Here is a 23,391-nt window from a genome sequence, read left to right on the forward strand (position 1 = left end):
GCTATCCGCGGCGCACGGTGATCAGGGTGAAGGGGCCGATTTCGGTGGGGGTGAAGGCGGGGTCGGTGAAGAGGGATTTGGGGAAAGAGACCGTGTAGCGCTTGACGTTCGGGTCGTTGGGGTAGACGTCTTCGGCTAGGCGGAGGGTGTAGTTGTCGCCGTCGTTGCGGAAGAGGAAGGCGTCGGGGGCGCGCCAGGGGGACTTCGAGAGGGCTTCGACCAGGGCGGTGGAGTTGGGGAGCTTGCTCCAGTCGGCGATGGTCGCTGCGCGGGCCTTGAAGTCGGCGAGGGGGTTCGCGTAGTGGGAGGTGAGGGCCTGGAAGCCCCAGTAGGGGTAGAAGGCCAGGAAGGTGGTGTCGGCGGTGAGGACGACGGATTCGTCTCGGGGGCGGCCGGTTTGGGCCAGCAGGGCCTCATCGACCGCGTGGTAGTACGCGACCGCGGAGGGCTTGCGTTTGTCGGCGCGTTCCCCGAAGGTGCCGTCGGCGTTCGGTACGTCGGTGGGCACGGTGTCGGTGTAAGCGGTGTCGATTTCGTGAGTGAGGACGGTGGGGATCATCTGGGCGAAGGCGAGAGCGCCGAGGACAGCGATCGCTGCCGCTGCGGTTCGCAGGGGGGCGGGCTCGTTCAACGCCTGGTAGACGGCCCTCGCGCCTTCGACGAAGCCGAAAACGCCTGCGGCCGCGAGCAATGCGAGCAGGACCGGCTCGAGCCGGAAGGACAGCAGGGTCGTGCCTGCCGCGGTCGCCGCCATCGAGAGCAGCGTCCACAGGTAGATCGATACGACGCCGATGCCCAGTGCCTGTGCGCGCCTGGATGATCCGGCCCGAATCACCAGCCACAACACACCGAGCATGCAGAAAGCCCCGCGCAGGGAGAACTCGAGCATCGGGAACGCGAGCTGGGCGCCGGATTCGGGCAGATAGTGGAATGCGTTGCCGGACGGCATCTTCGCGCCCGACAGCATCTTCAGCAGATAGGGCGCCCACACGACAAGGGCGAGCACGATGGCGATGCCGCCGATTGCCGCCAGCCTGGTCAGCGGCGCGATCGCGGCACGCCAGGCAGGTGGCGCGCTCATCGAGGTAGCTTCGGCCGGGGCCGAGGTAGCTTCGGCCGGGGCCGAGGTAGCTCCGGCCGGGGCCGAGGCAGCGACGGGCGCACCGGCGTCAGGCGTCGGGGGCGCGATTGCCGCTGAACCAGCCCGCGCGCTGCCCACCCGGCTTGCCCGCCGCCCAGCCGCCCGCTGCGAGTGGACCGCCAGCGCGGCCGACACCACCGCCATGATCACCACGGTGAACGCCGCGATCGCCAGGTACAGCGTGTAGAAACACGCGGCCACCCCGAGGAACACCCCGGTCCCGAGTACCGCGCCCCATCCGCCAGAACGGCGATGCAACGCACCCCACGCCAACACCAGGACCGGCGGAATGAACAGCACAAGCACCGCGCCATACGCCTCGGGCGAGGCATAGGCCACTGTCATCGCCGTCACCGCGGCGGCCGCGCCCACCGCCATATCGGCCCGCACCAACTGCATCCACAACACCAGCGCCACCGCCGCGGCAATGGCGAGTAGCCCGATCGCGTACGGCTTGAACACTTCCCAGCCGTCCATCCCGAGCACGTTCCCCACGCGCCCGCCGATCCAGAACCACCCGGCCGGATAGAACGGCGGCAGATCCACATAGGTCATATCGCGCAGCGCGGCACTGTCGGTGAGCCGGGTCAGATACTCGGTCCGGAATTCCTGATCCACCGAAACACCGAACAGATACAGCTTCGTCGCTGCTAGTGGCATCCCGAGCGTGACCGTCACAAAACTCGAAATCCCCACCCAGGAAAGCAGTTTCGCCACCACCGGCCACTTCCGCAGCCGGATCAACAGCACCGAGACCACCAGCAGCGCAACAGAAACAACCTGCCCCACCGTGGTCAACGCGCGAGTCACATTGGAGGAGTTGAACGCAGGCCACTGCACCGCCGAAAACGCGAACAGCCCGACCACGGCCACCACCAGCGCCACCCCCGCGGCGGCAGCCCCTTCGCCGACCCCGGTCCAGATCCTGCGCCCCGCCCGCACCTCGTCATTGGTCGTCATCGGCGCGCAATCCTCCGGCTCCACTGTGCTCCACGGTCGGCCGTCAGCCTAGTGGAGCCCACCCCGGCTGATAACAGCCGAACCGCGGACCCAGTCAGCGGGTGCGCGCCAGCTGGGACTCCGCCGGAACCAGTTCAAAGGCGCTGCAATGGCTGGGCACCACCTGACGGAAGTGCCGATGGTCCAACGTCGCGATCCTTGTGACCTTGAGTCGCTCGGCGACAGCGACGACGGATGCGTCAGCGGCACCGAGCGGAAAGCCGCGATACTGGATCACCAGGTCGGCTATTCGGCGGTAGTCGTCGAGAGTGTGTGCTTCAACTCGGAGTTCGCCGATCGCGATCGAGCGAAGGAAATTTGCCTCCGACTCCGGATCGACCCTGCCGAGCATGTAGCACACCTCGGTCACGATCATCGCTGGAACGATTAGTGGCCCCGGTTCGGAGATCAATACTTCGAGGCAGGTCTGATAATCGATGTCACGTTTGTTGGCGACTGCCAAAGAGGACCGGTATCGCAGATGATCACCCTTCTCCGCCGAGCTCGCGACGGAGAACCTCCTGCGATGTCGAGGCAAAGTCGGGCTCGGCTTCGATGGACCCGGCGAAGGACAAGTGTCGCCGGGGAAATGTCCGTTCAGCGGCTACTTCCGAGGATTCATGGTTGGTCACCAGTCGCAGCACCACCGGCCGCAGTTCCCGTTGCTCTGCCTCGGTCAGATAGCGGACGAGATCCTGCAGGGGCATGTCATCGAATGCTGCAGTCATGTACTCAGGGTACCGTCAGCCGTCGAAGTCGCCCGGGCTTGTAGGGGTTCGCGCGTTGATCTGCGGCGGCGAGATCGGAACGAAAACTGCCGCTTCGCGCGAGGACGAAGCGGCAGTCGCGAGCAGCAAACGATCAGATCGGGAGCTTGCGGAAGATCGGGCGCGGCACGTGGCGCAGGGCCGACATCAGGAAGCGGGCCTCGCCGGGGGCCCAGACGATCTCGGTGCCCTTCTCCGAGGCGTTGACCGCGAGCTTGGCGACGTCTTCCGGGTCGACGGTGAGCGGGGCTTCCTTGGCGCCGGTGGCTGCCCAGTGGGCCTTGGTCGCCGAGGTGCGCACCTGCATCGGGCGGATGACGGTGACGCGCGGGCCGAACGGGCGCAGCGCTTCGCCGAGACCGAGGTAGAAGCCGTCAAGGCCGGCCTTGGTCGAGCCGTAGACGAAGTTGGAGCGGCGAACGCGCTCACCGGCCACCGAGGACATCACGATGATCCGGCCGTGGCCCTGTGCCTTGAACTTGTCGCCCACCAGCACGCCGACCGACACACCGGCGGTGTAGTTGATGCCGACGGTCATCACCGCCTTGCGCTGGTTCTGCCACAGCTCCTCGGCGTCGCCGAGCACACCGAACGCCACGATCGCGACATCCACGTCACCGGCGGCGAACGCCGCATCGACGACCTTCGGGTGCGCATCGGTGTCGAGCGCGTCGAAGTCGATGACGTCGACCTGGGTCGCACCGGCGGCCTTCAGCGTGGTGACGGCGTTCTCGAGCAGCGGATCGCCGGGCAGGTTCGCCAGGATGATCCGGGCCGGGCTCTTGCGCAGGTACTCGGCGCAGATCGCGAGACCGATCTCGGAGGTGCCACCGAAGAGCAGGATGGTCTGCGGGTTGCCAACTGCGTTGATCACTGGAGCTCCAGCCTCCTGGCCATATCGGACATGAACACGCCATTCGGGTCGACGCTGCGGCGGACCTTGATCCACTCGTCGATCCGCGGGTACATCTTGTGGAACGCCTCGGCGGAGGTGCGCGAGTCCTTCGCGGTGTAGAGCCGGCCGCCGAACTCCATCACACGCCGGTCCAGATCGGTGACCAGCTCGTTGAGCCCGCGCCGGATCGGGAAGTCGACGCAGATGTTCCAGCCGGGCATCGGGAAGCTCAGCGGTGCCGCGTTGCCCTCACCGAACAGCTTGAACACGTTGAGCGCCGAGATGTGCCCGGACGCCTGGATGTCGATGATGATCCGCTTGAACTCTTCGACGGCCTCGGTCGGCACCACGAACTGGTACTGCAGGAAACCGGCGGGTCCGTAGGCCCGGTTCCACTCGGAGATCATGTCGAGCGGGTGGTAGAACTGCGTCAGATTCTGGATCTTGCCGGTGTAGGTGCCGCCCATGGCGTAGTACGCCTCGCCGACCGCGCCGAGCGAGAGCCGGTTGGCCGACCAGCTGGGGAAGATGTTCGGCACCGTCAGCAGCTGCGGCGCGTCGAACTTCAGCGGATTCTTCTGCAGCTTCTTCGGCAGCTCGTCGACCGTGGCCAGGCGGCCGCGAGTCAGGCAGGAGCGACCCAGCTTGGGCAGCGGGTTCATCACGTCGAACCACGCGCTCGAGTAGGTGTAGTTCGCCTCGCTGCCGTCGCTGTGGACCGCGATGGTCTCGTCCAGCGTCGAGGTTTTCACACCGTCGTTGAGGAAGTACGCGGTCTCCGTCGGCGCCATCTCGATCGTGGCGCGCAGGATGATGCCGGTCAGGCCGTTGCCGCCGACAGTCGCCCAGAACAGCTCGGCGTCGGAGCTCGGCGAGATCGTGCGCACCGCACCGTCGGCGGTGAGCAGGTCGATCGAGCGGACGTGGTTGCCGAAGCTGCCTTCGCTGTGGTGGTTCTTGCCGTGGATATCGGAGGCGATGGCGCCGCCGATGGTCACCTGGCGAGTACCGGGTAGCACGGGAACCCACAGGCCGAACGGCAGCGCGGCCTTCATCAGCTGGTCCAGGCTCACCCCGCCGTCCACCTCGACCAGGCGCGAATCGCGGTCGATGCGGTGGATGCGGTGGAGCGCGGGCATATCGATGACGAGCCCGCCCGCGTTCTGGGCGTGATCGCCGTACGAGCGGCCGAGGCCACGCGCGATCACGCCGCGTCGCAGATGCGCCGGCTTGGAGTCGTTGTCCTGCGCGACCATGCTCACGGCCTTGGCGATCAGTTCTGGATCGCTGGTCGAGAGCACTTCGGCGGAGGTGGGTGCGGTGCGACCCCAACCGGTGAGCTTGCGGGTGCGCGTAGGGAGCGCGAACGCGTCATCGTTGGTGGTCGAAATGTTCTCAGACATCGGCTAAGAGGCTACATGCATGGCGGGTATACGTGGCAGGACAGTGCGCCGGTCTCGTACGCTTCTCACGTGCAAGCCCAACCGCATCTGCCGCTGCCCGCCGAAATTCCCCTGGTCGACGAGCCCGGCGGGACCGATGTAGACCTCAAGACGCAGATCGTGCGGTTCACGCTGACCGGTGGTTTGTCGGCTGTTGTCGACTACGGCATCTACAGCCTGTTGCTGAATCTGCTCGGGTGGCCGGTCGGCCTGGCGAAGGCGATCAGTTTCGTCGCGGGCACGACGACGGCGTACCTGATCAACCGGCGCTGGACGTTCAAGGCGGCGCCGAGCAGGGCCAGGTTCTTCGCGGTGGTCGCGCTCTACGCGGTGACGTTCGCGGTGCAGTGGGGGATCAATCAGGCGCTCTTCTTCTCGCTGCCCGAGGAGTGGTGGCGGCAGCCCCTGGCTTTCGTGATCGCACAGGGCACCGCAACCGTCATCAACTTCATCGTGCAACGAGTAGTGATCTTCAAGATCAAATAAGTCAGCTGGCCTCGGCGATGGCCGGGGCACGCTTGCCCGCCTTCACCCCGAAGTAGTCGCCACCCTTGGCGCGCACGTTGTCGGTGCCCCATTCGCGCTGATCCCGTGCGACCGGCACCATCTGCGGAATGTGTTTGCGGCAGTGGATATAGGCCTCTTCGACATCGACGACCACCCATGCCTGCGAGGATTTACCCCGCTCGGCCGATGGCAGGTCGGTGACGGTGTCGCGCAGCTCGCCGTCGGCGACCATGCGGGCTCTCCCGTTGATGTGCAGGCCGATGAGGTCGCGAACGAAGTCGATCATCAGGATCCCGACGTGCGGGTTCTCGAGGATATTGCCCAGGCTGGCCATCACCCCGTTACCCCGATACTCGGGGTACGCAATCGTGCGATCGTCGATCACGTGCAGAAATCCGGGGGTTCCGGCCCGGAAGCTCGAGTCACATTCGCCGTGTGAATCGGAGGTGGCGATGAAGGCCATGTCCATGCGGGCGACGAAATCGACCATCGTGGGGTTCAGATAGTCGATCACCTGGTCGTCGTAGAAGCGCTCGGCCCTGTCCGAGGTGCCCAACGTGTCCTGTAGCTCGTGTTCTCCGTCGCTGCCGACGAAATTTTCGGGCATCGGGCCCCCTCTGCTAGCCGTACCGGTTGATGCGGGCTTCTAGACGAAACCCCCGCTGTGACCGCAATCTCACTCAGTCTAGGGGACTCTCACTGGCAGCGGGGCGTGTCCATTGTTGCGAATGGGACGAAAGCCGAGTTTGCGCAACGGTTTCCAGGTCAGGACCGATCAGGCCGGTCCTACCGTCACCGGTACACCGTTGAACACGGCGGTGCCGCTGACCTTGTCGACCACCGAATCATCGGTCAGCACATTGGCATTCACCCCGGCATGCGCCAGCGCGACCGACTGGGTGGTGCTCGCGCCGTGGCCCCAGCCGTGCGGCAGGCTCACCACGCCGGGCATGATCGTCGGCGTCAGCTCCACCGGCACCGTCAACGAGCCTGCCGCCGAGGTGATCTCGGCCTGTTCGCCGAGGCCGAGGCGGGTCGCGTCGTCGGGATGGACCTGCAGGGTGCAGCGGTTGGAGCCGCCGACAAGGCCGGCGATGTTGTGCATCCAGCTGTTGTTGGAGCGCAGCTGCCGTCGTCCGATCAGCACCATCGCGGGTGCGGCGCTCGCCAGTCCGGCGCGCAGGCGCGTGACGTCGGCCAGTAGTTGCGGCGGTGCCAGCTCCACCCGCTTCGACGCGGTGCGCAAGACACCGGGCAGCCGGGGTCGCAGCGGACCGAGGTCGATGCCGTGCGGGTTGTCCATGAGGGTTTTCAGGCTCAGTTCGCCGCCGTTCCACGCACCGTACGGGCCCAGTTTGAGCATCAGGTCGAGGCGCTGTTCGGTGGTGTCCGCCCCGGTCAGCTCCTCGCGCCGGTCGCTCATGTCGGCCTTGTGCAGGGTGGCGGCGATGACGAGTTCGTCGACCATCGCGATCGGGCTCGCCGCGCCCGTCCCGGCATGGGGCTGACCACTCACCGCGGCCGCGAGGCGGGCAACCACGGCCGATTCCGATGGCCGCTCGCCCAGCGGGACCAGCGGCGGCGAGTAGCGCGCGTAGTTGCGCACCGCGAACTGCAGCAGCGCGAAATCGAAGTGCGGTGACTGCACCGAGCGCGGCGGCGGCAGGATCACGTTCGCGTGTCTGGTCGTCTCGTTGACGTACCTGTCCACGCTGACCATGAACTCCAGCCCAGCCAGGCCCTTGTCCAGTCGCGCACCGCTCGGCGCGGAAAGCACGGGGTTGCCCGCCACCGTCACCAGCGCCTTGATCTGCCCCGCACCGGGGGTTTCGATCTCGTCGGCGAGAGTGGCGACGGGCAGCTCGCCCATGGACTCGGGCAGTTCTCGCACCCGGCTGGTCCAGCGGCCGAGCCGGAAGGGCTTGCTGCGCTGCACCCCGCCCGCCGCCGCGTCGGCGAACATGGCGCCGCCGGGGGAGTCGAGGTTGCCGGTGAGGGTGTTGACGGCGTCGACCAGCCACTGGGTGAGCGTGCCGAACTCGGCGGTGCAGGTGCCGATCCGCGCGTAGACGGCCGATGTGGGCGCGGCGGCGAGTTCGCGGGCCAGTGTGCGGATGGTGTCGGCCGCAATGCCGGTGCGCTCGGCCACCGCAACGGGTGGGAAGTCGAGGGCGGCCGCGCGCAGCTCGTCGAGCCCGGCGACGTCGACGCGTACGTCCGTCAGACCTTCGTCGAACAGTGTGTGCACCACCCCGAACAGCAGATAGGCGTCGGCGCCCGGCCGGATGAACAGGTGCTGGTCGGCCAGCGCCGCGGTTCTGGTTTCGCGCGGATCGACCACAACCAGCTTGCCCCCGCGAGCCCGCAGAGCCTTCAATCGGCCGGGGAAGTCGGGCGCGGTGCACAGCGACCCGTTGGATTCGAGCGGATTGGCGCCGAGCATCAGCAGGTAATCGGTGCGGTCGAGATCGGGGACCGGGACCGTCAGCGGGTCGCCGAACATGAGCCCGGCCGCGACCTGCTTGGGCATCTGATCGGCGGAGCTTGCGGTGTAGAGGTGGCGGGTGCTCAGCGCGCGGATCAGGACGGGCAGATAGAGCGCGCCCGCGACGGTGTGCGCGTTCGGATTGCCCAGGTACACGGCTGCCGAGCCGCGGGGGATCTCGGCGAACGCGGCCGCGATCAGGTCGAACGCCTCGTCCCAGCCCGCGGCGCGGAACCCGTCACCCTCGCGGATCAGTGGGGCGGTGACGAGGTCGGGATCGTCGTCGAGCTTGCCGAAACTGGCGCCCTTCGGGCACAGGAAGCCCTTGCTGAACGGGTCGTCGCGATCACCGCGCACCGACAGCACCCGGTCGGCGTCGTCGAGGGTGATCGTGAGACCGCAGACGGCCTCACACAGCGGGCAGGTCCGCACAGCGGACCGATGCGACAGCGAACGTGGAGCCATGACTCATGCTTACGCCCACGCGGGCGGGCGATGGCCGGAAACGCCGAAAACCCGCGAGCTGCGACGTCGGGGAGGCGTCGCGGGTCGCGGGTGTCGGCTGGTTCAGGTCAGCTGGCCAGGGTCAGCGCGGGGCGCTTGCCGGTCTTCTGCTTGCGTGCCATCGCCGAGCGCACGGCCGCACCGAGGGCGACGACCGGCGGGATCCAGCGAGCCTCGGTGGGCGCGACGCCCCAGGAGGCGCAGCCAGCGGCCAGCTGGGTCGGCGGCAGCGGGATGCTGGCACCGTCGGTGTACACGATCACGCCTGCCTCGCGCATGGCCTCGATCGCCATGGCGGCCTTGCGGACGCCGGTGACCAGGTGGATTTCGCGACGCTGCGCGCCCGGGATCTCGATCACGGGGCCGGACAGGTTGTTGGCGCGCAGGAAGCGACGGACCGTACCAGCCATCTCGCCGGCGATCTCGATGGCCGAGACGTCGTCATCGGTGATCAAGCACAGGCCGTTGGTTGTTTCGGCAACCGTCCATCCACGCGCGGCGTACTCCTGCGCGGCGGCACCTTTGTCGGCGGCCGTTGTGGTGGTCGGAAACGTCGTGCGCACTGTGTTCTCCATTCCCCGAAGAGCTCTGTTCCTGCGTTCATGGGCGTATCGGTGCGGGGTAGTCGAGTCGTTACGCCGTTACCGAAAAATATTCGTGAGTGTCTGCTTCGTCTCAGTCCGACCGCCTTCGCTATCACAGGTAGGGTGCCGCCCAGGTTGGCGTAGGGGCAGAAAGAGGGCAGGATTCGGAGCATGACCGAAGCGCCGGGCACTCCCGAGTCGAACGACGAGGATGCCGAGGAATTCGACGCCGAATCCCGTTGGCTCTCTTGGAAAGCGGCTGGCGGCAAGCGGTCGGGTCGAGTCGGCGACGACTCCTACCCGGCGGACTTGGCGCGCGACGCGGGGTTCGAAGAGCCGTTCCGCAGTACGGGTTCGGCCAAACAGTGGGCCGCCGAGGCGGCCCGTTCCCTGCTCGATGTGCAGTTCCGCAGGCCCGCGACCAGGACATTGCTGCCGCTGGCCTACGTCTTGAGCGTCGTTTCCTTCGGCATCGGCCTGCCGGTCGCGTTCACGATGCTGATGTGGAAGGTCTCCGCTGTTCTCGGCGTGCTCGCCGCGTTGGTGGCCGTCCCGCTGGGGCTCACCATCGCCGCCGCTGTCCGCCTGATGCTCGAATTCGCCGACAACGCCGCCCGGCTGGCAGGTCGCGTCGAACACATCAGTGACCTGGCCGACGGCCTGTTCCAGGCGCTGTCCGATGTCGCCGAGCCGGTGAGTCAGCTCTCCGAAGACGTTCGAGCGGTGCAGTTCTGGCGGTTCCGCAAGAAAAAATAGGTCTTGCGCAGCGTCCGATTCATTGTGAAACAATCCGTACGCAGATCCCGACGAGATGTCGGCTGCGTAGGGCGGTCTCCGAAAGTTCTGTCCGGAGACCGGAGTTCGGATACAGGGGGGAAGTATGGCTTCACCGCAGGGCGTCACGGGTTCCACCATGCCGCGCAGGCAGTTGGGCAGGCACTTACGTGACCTGCGCAATCGGGCGCGGATGACAACGAGAACCGCGGCGGCGCAACTGGAGTGGTCGGAAGCGAAGATCTGGCGGATCGAAACGGGGCAGACGTCGTTGCGCAGCCTCGACGTCGAGGCCATGTGCAAGGTGTACGGCGCGCCGGCCGATCTGGTCGAACCGCTGGCCGCCTTGGCTCGCGAAACCAAAGCCAGGGGTTGGTGGACGAGCTACGGCGACGTGATCGCGGAGGGATTCGAGGTCTACATCGGCCTCGAGGAAGCCGCGTCGGGGCTCTCGCTCTACGAGGACAGCCTGGTCCCGGCACTGTTGCAGACCGAGGACTACGCGAAGGCGCTGCTCGAGCAGACGATTCCCGAGCTCACCGAGGCAGCGCTGGAGCGCAGGCTGCGGGTATTGGCTGCCAGGCAGGCCCTGATCAGCAGGGCCGATGCCCCGTTGCGGCTGGACGTGGTGCTGGCCGAGTCGGTGCTCACCCGCTCCATCGGTGACGACCGCGTGCGCGCGGGCCAGCTCGCGCGATTACGGGAGCTGGCCGAGCGTGACACGGTGCGCATCCAGGTGGTTCCCGGTGATTGCGGCTATCACGCCGGTCTCGAATCGGGCCGGTTCGTGATCCTGGATTTCGGGGTCGACGATTCGGTGGATCGGCCGGAGCCGCCGGTGGTCTACGTGGAAACCCTCGCGGGCAGCACCTATCTGGACAAACCGGGCGAATTCGACCGCTACCGCGGTGCTTTCGCCGATATCAGCGCAGCGGCTACGGGCACGCTGTAGGGCTGTCCCACGAACCGGCGAGCACCGAACGGTGGGTGGGCAGGGCTCGGTCGTAGACCTCCCTGCCCTTGTCGGTGAGTCTGACGAAGATGGCGCGACGGTCGAGATCGCACATGCTGCGTTCCACAAGGCCGTCGCGTTCCAGCCGGGCCACAGCGCGCGACAGCGCGCTCTGGCTCAGGTAGATGTCCTGGGCGAGCTCTGTCATGCGGTACTTCTGACACGCCGCGTCGACCAGTCGGTCCAGCGTCTCGAATTCGCTGAGGCCGATCTCGTGGTCCCGTTGCAGCGCCTTCTCCAGCGCGCAACTCACAGCGGCATGCCTGCCGAGTAGTTCACGCCACTGACCGACCAGCTCGGTGGGCGCTTCGCTGCGTCCAGCTGCTGTGGGGGCTGGGTTCGACATGGGCGAGACAAGCTCGGGGCGTGCTTCGCTGCGTCCAGCTGCTGTGGGGGCTGGGTTCGACATGGGCGAGACAAGCTCGGGGCGTGCTTCGCTGCGTCCAGCTGCTGTGGGGGCTGGGTTCGACATGGGCCCATCTTAGTGGTCCGCACATGTTCATGCAACGGCATTTTATGTTTTGGCAATTAATGCGTGCGCATGTAATGTCCTCCGCATGACTTCGCCAGCAACGCTCTCGGCCGCAGATCAGGCGACCGATCCCACCAGATGGCACCTCCGGCTCTGGGGCATGCTGATCACTCTGTGCATCGTCCTTTTCCTCGACGGCCTCGACGTTTCGATGATCGGCGTCGCGCTGCCGTCCATCGGCGCCGAACTCGATCTGTCCACCTCCACCCTGCAGTGGCTCGTCAGCGGCTACATCCTCGGTTACGGCGGCCTGCTGCTGCTCGGCGGACGCACCGCCGACCTGCTCGGCCGCCGCAAGGTCTTCCTCATCGCACTCGCGGTGTTCGCCGTCGCGTCACTCGTCGGCGGCTTGGTGAGCGATCCCGCCCTCCTGATCGTCACCCGTTTCATCAAGGGCCTGGCCGCCGCGTTCACCGCGCCGACCGGACTGTCGATCATCACCACCACCTTCGCCGAAGGAAAAGCGCGCAACAAGGCGCTGTCGATCTACACCGTCTTCGGCGCGGGCGGCTACTCTATGGGCCTGCTGTTCGGTGGCCTGATGACCGGCGTCGGCTGGCGCTGGACCTTCCTGCTGCCCGTCCCGATCGCCGTCGCCGCACTGATCGCCGCGTTCGCGCTGGTGCCGAAGGACGGTAAGGCCGAAGAGGGCGGACACGATCTACTCGGCGCGCTCTTGTCGACGGCGGGCATGTTGCTGCTGGTCTACACCGTGGTCACCGCGCCGGAAGTCGGTTGGGCCTCGGCTCGCACCATCGGTTCGTTCGTCGCCGTGATCGCCCTTTTCGCCGCGTTCGTCGTCACCGAGCAGCGCGTGAAGCACCCGCTGGTCCGCCTCGGCATTCTGCGCAAGGCCTCGCTGGTGCGAGCCAGCCTGGCCATCATCGCGGTCGCCGGTTCGTACTTCTCCTGGCAGTTCATCGTGACCCTGTACCTGCAGGACACCCTGGAATGGTCGGCGCTGAAGCTGGCGATGGCGCTGCTGCCGGTCGGCATCATGGTCGTCGGGTCCGCGTTCTTCTCGGAGAAGCTGATCGACCGTTTCGGCACCGGGCCGGTCATCGCGGTCACCCTGAGCGTGATGGCCATCGGCTACCTGCTGTTCCTGCGGCTCGACACCGCGCCCGGCTACCTCACCATGCTGCTGCCCGCCATCCTGCTGATCGGCATCGGCTGGGTCGGGTTCCCGGCCATCAATGTGCAGGCAACCAGCGGTATCGACGACGACGAGCAGGGTCTGGCGGCAGGCGTGCTGCAAACCTCGATGCAGGTCGGCGCGGCCATCGTGCTCGCGGTGACCACCGCCATCGTCACCTCCGGTGGGCACGGTGGGGGCGCCACCCCGCAGCAGATGCTCGACACCTACCGGCCTGGCCTCGAGTTCGCGGCGGGCGTCACCATCGTCGGCGCACTGGTCGCGCTGACGGTGTTCCTGCCCCGGTTCCGCAAGCATGCCCAGGACGCACCGGTCGTCGAGGCGAAGGTTCTCGAACCGGTCGCCTGATCGGATAACGCGCAACGGCACCACCTCGCACAGGTGGTGCCGTTGCGCGTTTCACGTGAATCAGGCGGAGAACTTCGGGGCTGCTTCGTCTTTCGCCGAGCGAACGTAGGTCAGCGGGCGACCGTCGCGGCCCTCGGTCGGCCATGCGATACCGAGGCGCGGGTCGAAGGCGTCCATGTCCCTGTCGAATTCGGGGGAGTACTCGAGCGAGCACAGGTAGGTCACCGTCGAGCGGTTCTCCAGCGAGAGGATGGCGTGGCCGAGGCCCTCGGACAGGAACACCGAGCGGCGCGACACGTCATCGAGCAGCACGCTGTCCCACCGGCCGAAGGTGGGCGAGCCCGGCCGTAGGTCGACCACCACGTCAAGGAACGCACCGCGCACACAGGTCACATACTTGGCCTGACCGGGCGGGTCGTCGGTGTAGTGGATCCCGCGCAGTACCCCGGCCGCGGAGACCGAGGTGTTCACCTGGTGCAACTCGAACGGGCGCCCGGTGGCCTTCTCGAACTCCGAGGCCTTGAACGACTCACAGAACATGCCGCGGTCGTCGCCGAGCAGGCGCGGCGTCACCACCCAGGCGCCGGGGATCGACAGTTCACGAAACTCCATGCGTTACCAGTCTTTTCCGCGGTCGATCAGGTCGAGCAGGTAGCGGCCGTAGCCCGAGCGCACCATCGGTTCGGCGAGCTTGCACAGCTGTTCGTCGGAGATCAGCCCGCGCCGCCACGCCACTTCCTCTGGCACGCCGATCTTGAGGCCCTGACGTTCCTCGATGGTGCGCACGTAATTGGCGGCATCGAGCAGGGAATCGAAGGTGCCGGTGTCGAGCCAGGCGGTGCCGCGGGCCAGGACGTCGACGCTGAGCCGGTCCTGCTCGAGGTAGGCGCGGTTGATATCGGTGATCTCGTACTCCCCGCGTGCCGAGGGCTTCAGCTCGCGGGCGATCTCGACCACGTCGTTGTCATAGAAGTAGAGGCCGGGGATGGCGTAGTTCGAGCGCGGGACCTTCGGCTTCTCCTCGATGGAGACCGCGCGGCCCTGATCGAACTCCACCACGCCGTAGGCGGTCGGGTCCTTCACCCAGTAGGCGAACACCGCGCCGCCGTCGATGTCGTGGAAGCGTTCCAGGCTGGCGCCGAGACCGGGGCCGTGGAAGATATTGTCGCCGAGGACCAGCGCGGCCGGTTCGGTGCCGATGTGATCGGCCCCGAGTACGAAGGCGCGCGCGAGGCCGTCGGGTTCGGGCTGCACCACATAGCTGATCGCGACGCCGAACTGGCTGCCGTCGCCGAGCAACCGGGTAAACGCGTCGGCGTCCTCCGGCGTGGTGATCACCAGAATGTCGTCGATCCCTGCCAGCATGAGGGTGGACAGCGGGTAGTAGACCATGGGTTTGTCGTAGACCGGGACGAGCTGCTTGCTCACCCCGCGCGTGATCGGGTGCAACCGTGAGCCGGTGCCGCCCGCCAAGATGATTCCGCGCATAGGTGGCAAGTCTGCCAGTCCTGTCCGCCGCGGAGACGGGGAGGTTCCGACACGTCGACGAATTGGTCACGAACGTTTCGTGGCCTGGCGTGTCGGGCGATAACTGAGACAGATATGTCGTTCATCTGATTATGTGAGCGTCGATGTGTGAAACATCACTGTGTTAGATGTCAGCGCCGACATCCGATCCGGGGGTTTACGCCTGGTCAGGGGTCGACGCGCCAGCTGTGAGGTAGGTGCGCGATGGTAACCACGAAGATCACCGGCGTGATGGGTGGGCTCGCGCCCGTGGCACCGATCAGCACCCCGAGTGGGCCGGAGCCGAGCATCGTCGTCAACTCCGGCCGGACCAGCACCTCCTCGCGTGTCCTGATGGGCGCCTGCCTCGGCCTGATCGGACCGCTGCTGCGCACCGTGCCCATCAACCGGGCCACCATTCCGGTCGGCGCCGTCGCGGTCGACCTGCTGTCGCGGCTGCGGCCCGAACCGCACGGCATCGAACGCGAGCAGATCCAGCTCGGCGGGTTCCGGATGGAGATGGTGCGGCCCGCGGGCGCCTCGCGCGCGCTGCGCCACGGCGCGATGCTGTACATGCACGGCGGCGGATTCGCGGTCTGCGGGTTGCAGACGCACCGTGCGGTCGTGGCCGGGCTGGCCAGGCGCACCGGGCTGCCTGTCCTCAATGTCGAATACCGGCAGCTGCCCGGTGAATCGATCGACACCTCGATCGACGACTGTGTGCTCGCCTACCGCTGGCTGCTGCGTCACGGCGCCGATCCGTCGCGCATCGTGTTCGCCGGTGATTCGGCCGGTGGGTTCCTGACCTTCGCGACCGCGCTGCGGGCTCGGGATATCGGGCTGCCGCTGCCTGCGGGCCTCGTTGGGCTGAGTCCGCTGCTCGATCTGGATTACCGGGCGAAGCAGGGGTATGTGAACGTCAGCCGGGATGCCTATATCCCGCTCTCGGGTCTGGAGGCGGTCGTGCGGCTCGGCGCCGAGCACGAAGGTCCGCTCGATCCCGCGCTGTCGCCGGTCAACGCCGATCTGGCCGGGCTGCCGCCGGTCCTGCTCATCGCCGCCGAGGACGAACTGCTGCGCTACGACTGTGAACTGATGGTCCATCGGCTCACCGCGGCCGGCGTGCCCAACACCCTGGAGCTGTGGCGTGGGCAGGTGCACGCGTTCATGAGCATCCTGCCGAGCATGCCGGAGAGTCGTTCGGCGTTGGGCCGGGTGGCGAAGTTCGTTCGCGCCGCGGTGGAACCGGCCCAGCGGGCCCGTACGGCATAGGCCACTGAACCGGCTCGGACGGTCCTGATCGCGATCGGCCGGACGAGCCGACTCGGGCCGGGGGGCCTGCGGTGTCGTAGGCCCCTGGGCCCTTGGTCCGGAAACGCGACAGCGGCCCCCGCTCGGATTTCTCCGGGCGGGGGCCGCTTTACCTTCGTCCTACGGCGAAATTACTTGGCCGGGGGGGTGAAGGGCTGGTTGATCGTGGTGAAGTACTGGATCGCAGCAGCGATCGCGACCGGCCCGGTCACGAACAGCTGGCCGGCCACCACGCCGATGAAGCCGGTCAACGATGCGCCGACGAGGCAGCCACCGAGCGGGCCTGCACCGAACATCAGCAGCAGTGGGGTAGTCGCAACGAAGCCGACGCCGGCGCCGACGACGCAGCCGAGGGCGGCGCCACCGATGCCGCCGACGAGGGTGCCGATGGTGGCGCCCATGGAGATGGTGGAGGTCAGACGGCTCCAGGCAGCCTGCTCACGCTCGTACTCGGTCTTCCAGGGAGCCTTGTCCTCGTAAGGAAGCGCGACGGGCTTGTAGACAGCCTTGGCCGGGTCCAGAGTCGGGGTCAGGGTCGCGGTGTTACCCGAGATATCGGCGGCGATCGGGAACTCGAACTCGTCGACCTTGAACTTCAGCTCGGTGCCCGCAACGGTGGTGCCGTTGGCAGCCTTGATCTTGAAGACACCATCTTCGACGACCATCGAGCCGGCGTCGGTGGTGATGACGGACTTGGAACCGTCGACAACCTCGGCGGTGTAGTTGATCGGGGCGGCCTCTTCGACCGGCGCGGCGTTGACAGTGCCGGCGGTGACGCCCATGGCAGCGATCAGCAGCGCCGACGTGGCGGCGAATTTCCTCATCAGCATTTTGGTGAACCTCAAGTTTGGAGCGTGCGGAGGGGACTCGTAGATCAAAAGCTGCCGCAGCTAACCAGAGGTGAACCTGCTGTGACTGTTAGTTCAAGTTTTGTTCACCGTTGATACTCCGATGCTGGTGCGCTGCTAGAAACCTGAGCGTTGACCGGGGTTTTTCTCAGGAAAACCAACCCTGAGTCTTAACTTACCTTCAGGTAATGTGACGGAGATCACTGTGCAAATATAGGCCGAGTCACAGGTCAGTGACGTTCCAGCAACGCATAACGGCGGCACTTTCGTCCTGAAGGCCGACGGAATGCACGTATCGTTGACCGAGTGCGAGTGCTCGTAACCGGCGGGGCCGGGTTCATCGGTGCAAATTTCGTCCAGCAGACCGTGGCCACGCGCCCGGATGTCCAAGTGACCGTGCTCGACGCGCTCACTTACGCGGGCAATCGGGCGTCGCTGGATCCGGTCGCCGACCGGATCGAATTCGTGCACGGCGATATCGCCGATCTCGATCTGGTCGACAACCTCGTCAGCGGGGTGGACGCGGTCGTGCATTTCGCGGCCGAATCCCACAATGACAACTCCCTGGCCGAGCCGTGGCCGTTCGTGCAGACCAATATCGTCGGCACCTACTCGCTGCTGCAAGCGGTGCGCCGCCACGATGTGCGCTACCACCACGTCTCCACCGACGAGGTGTACGGCGACCTCACCCCCGACGAGCCGGGCTTCACCGAATCCACCGCCTACAACCCGTCGAGCCCCTATTCGGCGACCAAAGCGGGCAGCGACATGCTGGTACGCGCCTGGACCAGGTCTTTCGGGGTCCGCGCGACCCTGTCGAACTGCTCGAACAATTACGGCCCGTATCAGCATGTGGAGAAATTCATCCCCCGCCAGATCACCAATCTGATCGACGGTGTGCGTCCGCGTCTGTATGGCGCAGGCCATCAGGTGCGCGACTGGATTCACGTCGACGACCACAATCGCGCGGTCTGGGACATTCTCGAGCGCGGCCGCACGGGGCAGACCTATCTCATCGGCGCGCAAGGCGAGCTCGATAACCTGACCGTCGTCCAGCTCATCCTGCAAGCTTTCGATCGCGAGCCCACCGACTTCGATCACGTGACGGATCGCCCAGGCCACGACCAGCGCTACGCCATCGACGCGACCCTGCTGCGCGCGGAACTGGGCTGGGCACCGCGCTACGCGGACTTCCGGGCCGGCCTGGCCGACACCGTCGCCTGGTACCGCGACAACGAGAACTGGTGGCGACCGAAAAAGGCCGATACCGAACGCGCCTACGCGGCCGCGGGCGAGAAGACGCTGTAATCCCCGCCGTCGTCTGGGGAATTATCCCCAGACGACGGTGTAATACGTTGCGGCGGTGGCGATCAGCGCGAAGGTAGACGCGCAAGCGACAGTGATCGCCGTCCCGCGGGCCGGAATTACGCCCTCGGAATTCGTCAGCCGCAGCGGCACGATCCGTGCGAGTACAGCCAGCCCCAGGATCGCCAGCGGCACGAAATACCGGCCCTGCACACCGTCGATGAGATAGAAATCGACCGGCGTGAACGACATGTACAGCGTCACGTAGATCATCGCCACACTCGCGGGCACCGTCAGCGCCACGATCAGGGTACGACGGAAAGTGGCTGTGGCAGTGCTCATTCGGTCGATGATGCCGAAACTCACCGCGAAGGCGAGCAGGCACGCCAACATCGAAATCGCAGGCACGTCCACATACGCGAAACCGAGTTCACCGAAGAACTGGTTGAACCAGCGATGATCGCGCAGCGCGATGCTCTCGCCGAAGACGTGCACGAATTGCACCGGGTCGCTCAGGATTCCCTTCAGCTGATCGCCGGGGCGTACCTGGCCCCACTGGTGCGGCGGGCGCATCAGGCCCATGCCCTCGCCGGTGGGCGCCGCGATCTTCGTCCAGGCGAGAAAAAGTACTCCACCCGTCACCGCGAATGCCCACGGGACGAATTTCAGCTTTCCGGCGAAACCGAGCCGGTCGGCAGGCACCACCACAACGAGCATCGCCAGCAGCACATAGGTCGGCTTACTCAGCGGCAGCGCGATTGTCGCGGCGAGCAGCGCGGCGGTTTCCACCGGGCGCAATCGATCACCGACGAACAGCGCTTTCAGCAGCAGGGCCGAGACCATGATGGCGAGTGCGTTGGTGAGCGTATCCGCGGTGACAGTGCCCGCCTGGAACAGCGCGATCGGCAGCACCGCGACGGTGAATACCAGCCACTGGCTACGCCGCTCGCGCAGCGCGTAGAGACCGAATCCGGCAACCGCCAGATAGGCCACCAGCCCAGCGAACCGCGACAGCAAATACATGCCACCCACATTGAGGCCGAGCGCCTCGCCCAGCCGAATGCCAACGGCCGCGGGCACATACGGCACCGGCGAGTAGGCGGCCGTGTTGGTGAACCACATCTGCCGCGTCGCCGAGGAGATCTCGGCCGAGCCGAGCCGGTCGTAGGCGCCGGGGTCGGCCACCATCGCGTCGGGCTCTTCGGGGTTGTCGTTGTAGTCGCGGAACGCGTAGCCCATCAGCGTGTCGACGCTGACCGGAATCTGCCCGCCGTAGGCCACACCGCGATCGTCGACGATGCGCTGCGGGAACACGCCGCCGTGCGCGACCTGGTAGGCGCGGCCGAACTGGGTGATCTCGTCGTGGCCCCAGAAGGCGGGGGTGAGCACGGCGAACACGGCACCGAACACGGTCGCGACCATCGCGAACGCGACCGTCGCGGCGCCGAAGCGCTGGGTCAGCGCCCGCACCGGCGCCAGCGCCCGATCTTTACGCGCGGGGGTCTTGCTGAGTTCGGCAGTCGTCTCCGGCTCGGTAGTAGTGGTCACCGACGCTCACCGGCCGCGACGTCCTCGCTAACCCCGGCGGCCGTGTAACGCAGGTAGACCAGTCGCGCCGTCTCATGACGCGAGCGGCGGATACCGTCGAGAATCAGCCCGGCGGTCCAGGCCAGGCTGCCGAGCAGCAGCAGGGTGAAGGCAAGGAACAGCGTCGGGAACCGCGCCACCTCGTGGGTGTTGTAGAACTCGATCACGATCGGCACGGTCAGGATGACCGAGATCAGCCAGGCCAGGGTGCCGAACAGGCCGTAGAACGCGACCGGGCGTTCGTGGCGGGCCAGGCCGAGGATCAGCGCGAGGATCTTGGTGCCGTCGCGGTAGGTGCGCAGCTTGGATTCGCTGCCTGCGGGGCGGTCACGGAAACCGACGGACACCGAGGTCTGCGGCACGCGCAGGTGCAGCGAATGCACGGTCAGCTCGGTCTCGATCTCGAATTCCCGCGACACGGCGGGGAAGCTCTTCACGAACCGGCGCGAGAACACCCGGAATCCACTCAGCATGTCTTCGACGTTCTCGCCGAAGACCTTGCCGACCACGCCGTTGAGCACCTTGTTGCCGGTCTCGTGACCGCTGCGGTAGGCGCTGGCATCGGCGTCGTCCTGCTTGCGCACGCCGAGAATGTGGTCGTAGGGGCCATCGAGCAGCGTCTTGATCATCAGCGGAGCAGCCGACGCCTCGTAGGTGTCGTCGCCGTCGATCATCAGATAGACGTCGGCCTCGATATCGGCGAAGGCGCGGCGCACGACATTGCCCTTGCCCTTGGTGTTCTCGTAGCGCACGATCGCCCCGGCCTCGCGGGCACATTCGGCGGTGCGGTCGGTGCTCAGATTGTCGTAGACGTAGACGACGATCCCCGGCACGGCGGCTTTGAGGTCGGCGACGACCTTGGCGACCGCGGCCTCTTCATTGTGGCAGGGGACCACGGCGGCAATGCGAAGCTCGGTGGAGTCCACCCGGGTCAATCCTCGGAGTTAGGCAGCAGTGGGACACCGGGAGGCTACAGCATTATTGGCGGCGCGGGCGCCGCGTGTTCGCGGCCCTGAGGGGTCGCCGGTTAGCCACCGTTGCTTGCTCCTTCGTCGCCTGCGCAACGGCGGCTAACCGGCGACCCGGCCGCGAACCGGCCACTTCGTGGCCGACCCTCCCTAGGGGTCGGGGTGGTGGTTGGCTACCGTCAGGGGCGTGTCGCAATCAGTTGAACCGCCTGCTGTTCCCTTCGTGTCGAAGGTGGTAGCGGGGTTGCGGCAGGGTGCGGCGTTCCTTGTTGTCGGGGCGATCGGGTTTCTCGTCGACGCGGGGACTTACAACCTGTTGGTGTTCTGGGATGGGGGATTCTCCCTCTCCGAGGGTGTGCTCTATCACTCGCCGCTGCTCGCCAAGATCATCGCGATCGTGGTGGCGACGGTGGTTACCTACTTCGGGAACAAGTGGTGGACCTACTCCCATCGCAAGTCCGACAGCCCCGGTCGGGAATATCTTCTGTACGCGATCGTCAATGTGGCAGCGATCCTCCTGCAACTCGGCTGCCTCGGGTTTTCCCGTTATGTGCTCGACCTGTCGTCACCGCTGGCGGACAACATTTCCGCCACCGTTATCGGCCAGACCATGGCGGTCGTATTCCGCTATTGGGCCTACAGCAAGTTCGTTTTCACCGGCTCATCGGCAAGCGGTGAGCAACACGCGCGGGGTGCGGCTACACCTCACTGACCACGCGAGGGCGCCGGGCGATTGATATCCTCGCCCCGCCCGCCGCGACGCCCACTTTCACGTGACTCCCTGCGCCGGCGCAGTCGATACCGAGAATTTCGAGGACTTCATGGAGCAGTCGGCTACCAAAGCCGTGACCGAATCGAACGATCGGCGCGAGGCCGCGCCCGCATCGCTGCGGGGCGAACACTCAGCGCCCGAGCGGCTCGTGCTGGCCCGAGGCATCTTCACCGGACCGTCGGCGCGGGTGAGCGACGACCTCTATGCCGTCGTCAAGGGGGGTGCCGCGGTCCGCGAGCGGCACTCGCTGCACCTGCCCAAGGGTGCGACCGCGCATACCAATACCTACTTCGGTCGGCTCGCCGCCAGCTACTGGCAGCGCTGGACCACTGTCACCGAGGTGTCGGTCGGCGCTCAGCTGACGGTCGGCGGGAAAGCCAATGTGCGTCTGGTCGCCTCCGATATCGCCGGGCACCGCCGGATCATCGCCTCGCTGGTGGCGACCAGCAGCGGGTACGTCTCGCTCACCGCGCCGCTGGATCAGTATGTCGACGGTGGCGCGCTGTGGCTCGAGTTCGATGCCGTCGGGGGCGAACTCGCGATCACCGAGCTCGCCTGGACCGCGCAGGCGCCCGAGAAGGTGCGCCCGGTCGCCATCGCGATCTGCACCTTCAACCGGGCCGAGGACTGCGCGCACACCGTCGCCGCGCTGGCCTCGGACTCGACCGTGCTTGCCGCGATCGACGCGGTGTACGTCGTCGACCAGGGCACCGACCTGGTCGAAGACCGTCCGCTGTTCCAGCAGGTCCGTCCCGATTTCGGCGACAAGCTGCGCTACATCCGTCAGCCCAACCTCGGCGGTGCGGGCGGCTTCACCCGTGGCCTGTACGAGGTGTCGGCGGCCAACGAGCACGCCGACGTCATCCTGATGGACGACGACATCCTCTGCGAGCCCGAGACCGTCCTGCGCCTGCAGGCGTTCGCCAACCTGACCGTGGAGCCGACCCTGGTCGGCGCGCAGATGCTGTTCCTCCTGAACCCGGACTACCTCAATGTCGGCGCGGAGGAAGTGCACCTGCACGAGCTCGAGCACGGCCAGAAGGTGCCGAAGGCGCTGCGCAACACCTCCATGCTCAAGAAGAACCAGGAGCGTCGGGTCGACGCGGGCTACAACGCCTGGTGGACCTGCCTGATCCCGGCCGAGGTAGTCGCCAAGATCGGCCTGCCGGTACCGATCTTCTTCCAGTGGGACGACGTCGAGTACGGCATCCGGGCGCGCGAGCACGGTTTCGTCACCGTCACCCTGCCCAACGCCGCCGTCTGGCACGCCGACTTCTACTGGAAGGACTACGACGACTGGGCGCGCTACTTCTCCACCCGTAACTCGCTCATCGTCGGCGCCCTGCACACCGATCTCGACGGCAAGGCGATCACGCGCGAGTTCTTCCGCTCCATCGCCGAGCACCTCGTCGCCATGCAGTACGGCCTCGTGCACACCACCTTGCAGGGCATCGAGGACTTCATGAAGGGCCCGAAGGCGTTGCGCGACGGCGGTATCGACGCGCTGGCCGCCGCCCGCAGCACTCGCAACGACTACCCCGAGACCATCAAGCACCCCGCGGCCACCCCGCCGGTGAACTCCGCCGAGATCTCCGTGCGCCGGGCCGGCGGCGAACCGAGCCGCGTCACCCTGGTGCTGATCAAGCGCGCGATCGCCCAGTGGACCGGCCGCACCCAGCCCGGCATCATCGGGGTCACCCGCGAGGACGCGCACTGGTGGCACATCGGCCTGTTCGACCACGTGGTCGTCACCGATGCCTCCCAGTCCGGCGTCCGCGTGCGCCGTCGCGACAAGGCCCGCGCCCGCGCCCTGCTCATCCGCACCTACCGCACCCTGCGCAAGCTCCGCAAGCAACTGCCCGCGTTGCAGGCCGAATACCGCAGTGCCGTACCGGAACTCACGAGTCGTGAGAACTGGGCGCGTCTGTACGGCATCGACCCGAGCTGA

At 66.5% G+C, this 23,391-nt stretch carries 22 protein-coding genes; 8 read left to right on the plus strand and 14 right to left on the minus strand.

Features of this window, described 5'->3' with window-relative positions; translation table 11 throughout:
* Position 1: 1 nt before the first annotated feature.
* The 5 genes from ACTWPB_RS00880 to ACTWPB_RS00900 all read right to left on the minus strand — a co-directional run bounded on the left by ACTWPB_RS00880 (position 2) and on the right by ACTWPB_RS00900 (position 5,205).
* Entirely contained in the window at positions 2-2,101 is a 2,100-nt protein-coding gene (locus ACTWPB_RS00880; RefSeq protein WP_446223860.1) for an arabinofuranosyltransferase, read from the minus strand.
* Positions 2,102-2,195: 94 nt separating this feature from the next.
* The gene (locus tag ACTWPB_RS00885; RefSeq protein WP_446223861.1) at positions 2,196-2,678 is read right to left on the minus strand and encodes a type II toxin-antitoxin system VapC family toxin; all 483 of its coding nucleotides are present in this window, start codon (positions 2,676-2,678) and stop codon (positions 2,196-2,198) included.
* Positions 2,626-2,868: a hypothetical protein gene (locus ACTWPB_RS00890; protein ID WP_446223862.1), complete on the minus strand. Its 243-nt coding sequence runs from the start codon at positions 2,866-2,868 to the stop codon at positions 2,626-2,628. Before ACTWPB_RS00890 ends, ACTWPB_RS00885 begins: the two co-directional genes overlap by 53 nt.
* Positions 2,869-3,001: 133 nt before the next feature.
* Entirely contained in the window at positions 3,002-3,781 is a 780-nt protein-coding gene (locus ACTWPB_RS00895; RefSeq protein WP_446223863.1) for a decaprenylphospho-beta-D-erythro-pentofuranosid-2-ulose 2-reductase, read from the minus strand.
* Positions 3,778-5,205: an FAD-binding protein gene (locus tag ACTWPB_RS00900; protein ID WP_446223864.1), complete on the minus strand. Its 1,428-nt coding sequence runs from the start codon at positions 5,203-5,205 to the stop codon at positions 3,778-3,780. The genes ACTWPB_RS00895 and ACTWPB_RS00900 overlap by 4 nt, the downstream gene beginning before the upstream one ends.
* Before the next feature lie 69 nt (positions 5,206-5,274).
* On the opposite strand from ACTWPB_RS00900, the gene ACTWPB_RS00905 reads away from it, so the two are divergent.
* Positions 5,275-5,730, plus strand: a complete 456-nt coding sequence (locus ACTWPB_RS00905; RefSeq protein ID WP_446223865.1) for a GtrA family protein — start codon at positions 5,275-5,277, stop codon at positions 5,728-5,730.
* A 1-nt stretch (position 5,731) separates the two neighbouring features.
* On the opposite strand, the gene ACTWPB_RS00910 is transcribed toward ACTWPB_RS00905, so the two are convergent.
* From ACTWPB_RS00910 to ACTWPB_RS00920, 3 genes are all read right to left on the minus strand, one after another.
* On the minus strand, positions 5,732-6,358 hold the full coding sequence (locus tag ACTWPB_RS00910; protein WP_446223866.1) for a pyridoxamine 5'-phosphate oxidase family protein: 627 nt from the start codon (positions 6,356-6,358) through the stop codon (positions 5,732-5,734).
* Positions 6,359-6,526: 168 nt separating this feature from the next.
* Positions 6,527-8,701: a molybdopterin oxidoreductase family protein gene (locus ACTWPB_RS00915; protein WP_446223867.1), complete on the minus strand. Its 2,175-nt coding sequence runs from the start codon at positions 8,699-8,701 to the stop codon at positions 6,527-6,529.
* Between the two features lie 107 nt (positions 8,702-8,808).
* The gene (locus tag ACTWPB_RS00920; RefSeq protein WP_446223868.1) at positions 8,809-9,303 is read right to left on the minus strand and encodes a hypothetical protein; all 495 of its coding nucleotides are present in this window, start codon (positions 9,301-9,303) and stop codon (positions 8,809-8,811) included.
* Positions 9,304-9,495: 192 nt separating this feature from the next.
* Here ACTWPB_RS00920 and ACTWPB_RS00925 point away from each other — a divergent pair, with 192 nt between their 5' ends.
* Positions 9,496-10,080, plus strand: coding sequence for a DUF4282 domain-containing protein (locus tag ACTWPB_RS00925; RefSeq protein WP_446223869.1), 585 nt, complete (start codon positions 9,496-9,498; stop codon positions 10,078-10,080).
* 124 nt (positions 10,081-10,204) lie between these two features.
* Positions 10,205-11,050, plus strand: a complete 846-nt coding sequence (locus ACTWPB_RS00930; RefSeq protein ID WP_446223870.1) for a helix-turn-helix domain-containing protein — start codon at positions 10,205-10,207, stop codon at positions 11,048-11,050.
* Here ACTWPB_RS00930 and ACTWPB_RS00935 read toward each other — a convergent pair.
* Positions 11,034-11,456, minus strand: coding sequence for a MarR family winged helix-turn-helix transcriptional regulator (locus ACTWPB_RS00935; RefSeq protein WP_446223871.1), 423 nt, complete (start codon positions 11,454-11,456; stop codon positions 11,034-11,036). The genes ACTWPB_RS00930 and ACTWPB_RS00935 overlap by 17 nt on opposite strands.
* Before the next feature lie 211 nt (positions 11,457-11,667).
* Between ACTWPB_RS00935 and ACTWPB_RS00940 the strand changes: the two genes are divergently transcribed.
* Positions 11,668-13,146, plus strand: coding sequence for an MFS transporter (locus tag ACTWPB_RS00940; protein ID WP_446223872.1), 1,479 nt, complete (start codon positions 11,668-11,670; stop codon positions 13,144-13,146).
* Between the two features lie 60 nt (positions 13,147-13,206).
* Here the strand turns inward: ACTWPB_RS00940 and ACTWPB_RS00945 are convergent, their stop codons facing one another.
* Positions 13,207-13,758 (minus strand): dTDP-4-dehydrorhamnose 3,5-epimerase family protein, encoded by a 552-nt coding sequence (locus ACTWPB_RS00945; protein ID WP_446223873.1) that lies wholly within the window; start codon positions 13,756-13,758, stop codon positions 13,207-13,209.
* 3 nt (positions 13,759-13,761) lie between these two features.
* Positions 13,762-14,634 carry a glucose-1-phosphate thymidylyltransferase RfbA gene (gene rfbA / locus ACTWPB_RS00950; protein ID WP_446223874.1) on the minus strand — a complete coding sequence of 291 codons (873 nt, stop codon included), beginning with the start codon at positions 14,632-14,634 and terminating at the stop codon, positions 13,762-13,764.
* 243 nt (positions 14,635-14,877) lie between these two features.
* Here rfbA and ACTWPB_RS00955 point away from each other — a divergent pair, with 243 nt between their 5' ends.
* Entirely contained in the window at positions 14,878-15,924 is a 1,047-nt protein-coding gene (locus tag ACTWPB_RS00955) for an alpha/beta hydrolase (protein WP_446223875.1), read from the plus strand.
* A gap of 170 nt (positions 15,925-16,094) precedes the next feature.
* Here ACTWPB_RS00955 and ACTWPB_RS00960 read toward each other — a convergent pair whose 3' ends face one another.
* On the minus strand, positions 16,095-16,793 hold the full coding sequence (locus ACTWPB_RS00960) for a hypothetical protein (protein WP_446223876.1): 699 nt from the start codon (positions 16,791-16,793) through the stop codon (positions 16,095-16,097).
* A 324-nt stretch (positions 16,794-17,117) separates the two neighbouring features.
* Here ACTWPB_RS00960 and rfbB point away from each other — a divergent pair, with 324 nt between their 5' ends.
* Entirely contained in the window at positions 17,118-18,119 is a 1,002-nt protein-coding gene (rfbB, locus tag ACTWPB_RS00965; RefSeq protein WP_446223877.1) for a dTDP-glucose 4,6-dehydratase, read from the plus strand.
* 21 nt (positions 18,120-18,140) lie between these two features.
* Here rfbB and ACTWPB_RS00970 read toward each other — a convergent pair whose 3' ends face one another.
* Both ACTWPB_RS00970 and ACTWPB_RS00975 read right to left on the minus strand, forming a co-directional pair.
* Complete coding sequence (locus ACTWPB_RS00970; protein ID WP_446223878.1) at positions 18,141-19,664, minus strand: DUF2142 domain-containing protein; 1,524 nt, start codon at positions 19,662-19,664, stop codon at positions 18,141-18,143.
* A complete protein-coding gene (locus ACTWPB_RS00975; RefSeq protein WP_446223879.1) occupies positions 19,661-20,629 on the minus strand; it encodes a glycosyltransferase family 2 protein in 969 nt (322 codons plus the stop codon). The genes ACTWPB_RS00970 and ACTWPB_RS00975 overlap by 4 nt, the downstream gene beginning before the upstream one ends.
* 229 nt (positions 20,630-20,858) lie before the next feature.
* On the opposite strand from ACTWPB_RS00975, the gene ACTWPB_RS00980 reads away from it, so the two are divergent.
* Positions 20,859-21,383 (plus strand): GtrA family protein, encoded by a 525-nt coding sequence (locus ACTWPB_RS00980; RefSeq protein ID WP_446223880.1) that lies wholly within the window; start codon positions 20,859-20,861, stop codon positions 21,381-21,383.
* Between the two features lie 109 nt (positions 21,384-21,492).
* Positions 21,493-23,391 carry a glycosyltransferase gene (locus ACTWPB_RS00985; RefSeq protein ID WP_446223881.1) on the plus strand — a complete coding sequence of 633 codons (1,899 nt, stop codon included), beginning with the start codon at positions 21,493-21,495 and terminating at the stop codon, positions 23,389-23,391.

The organism is Nocardia sp. IBHARD005 (assembly GCF_052814245.1).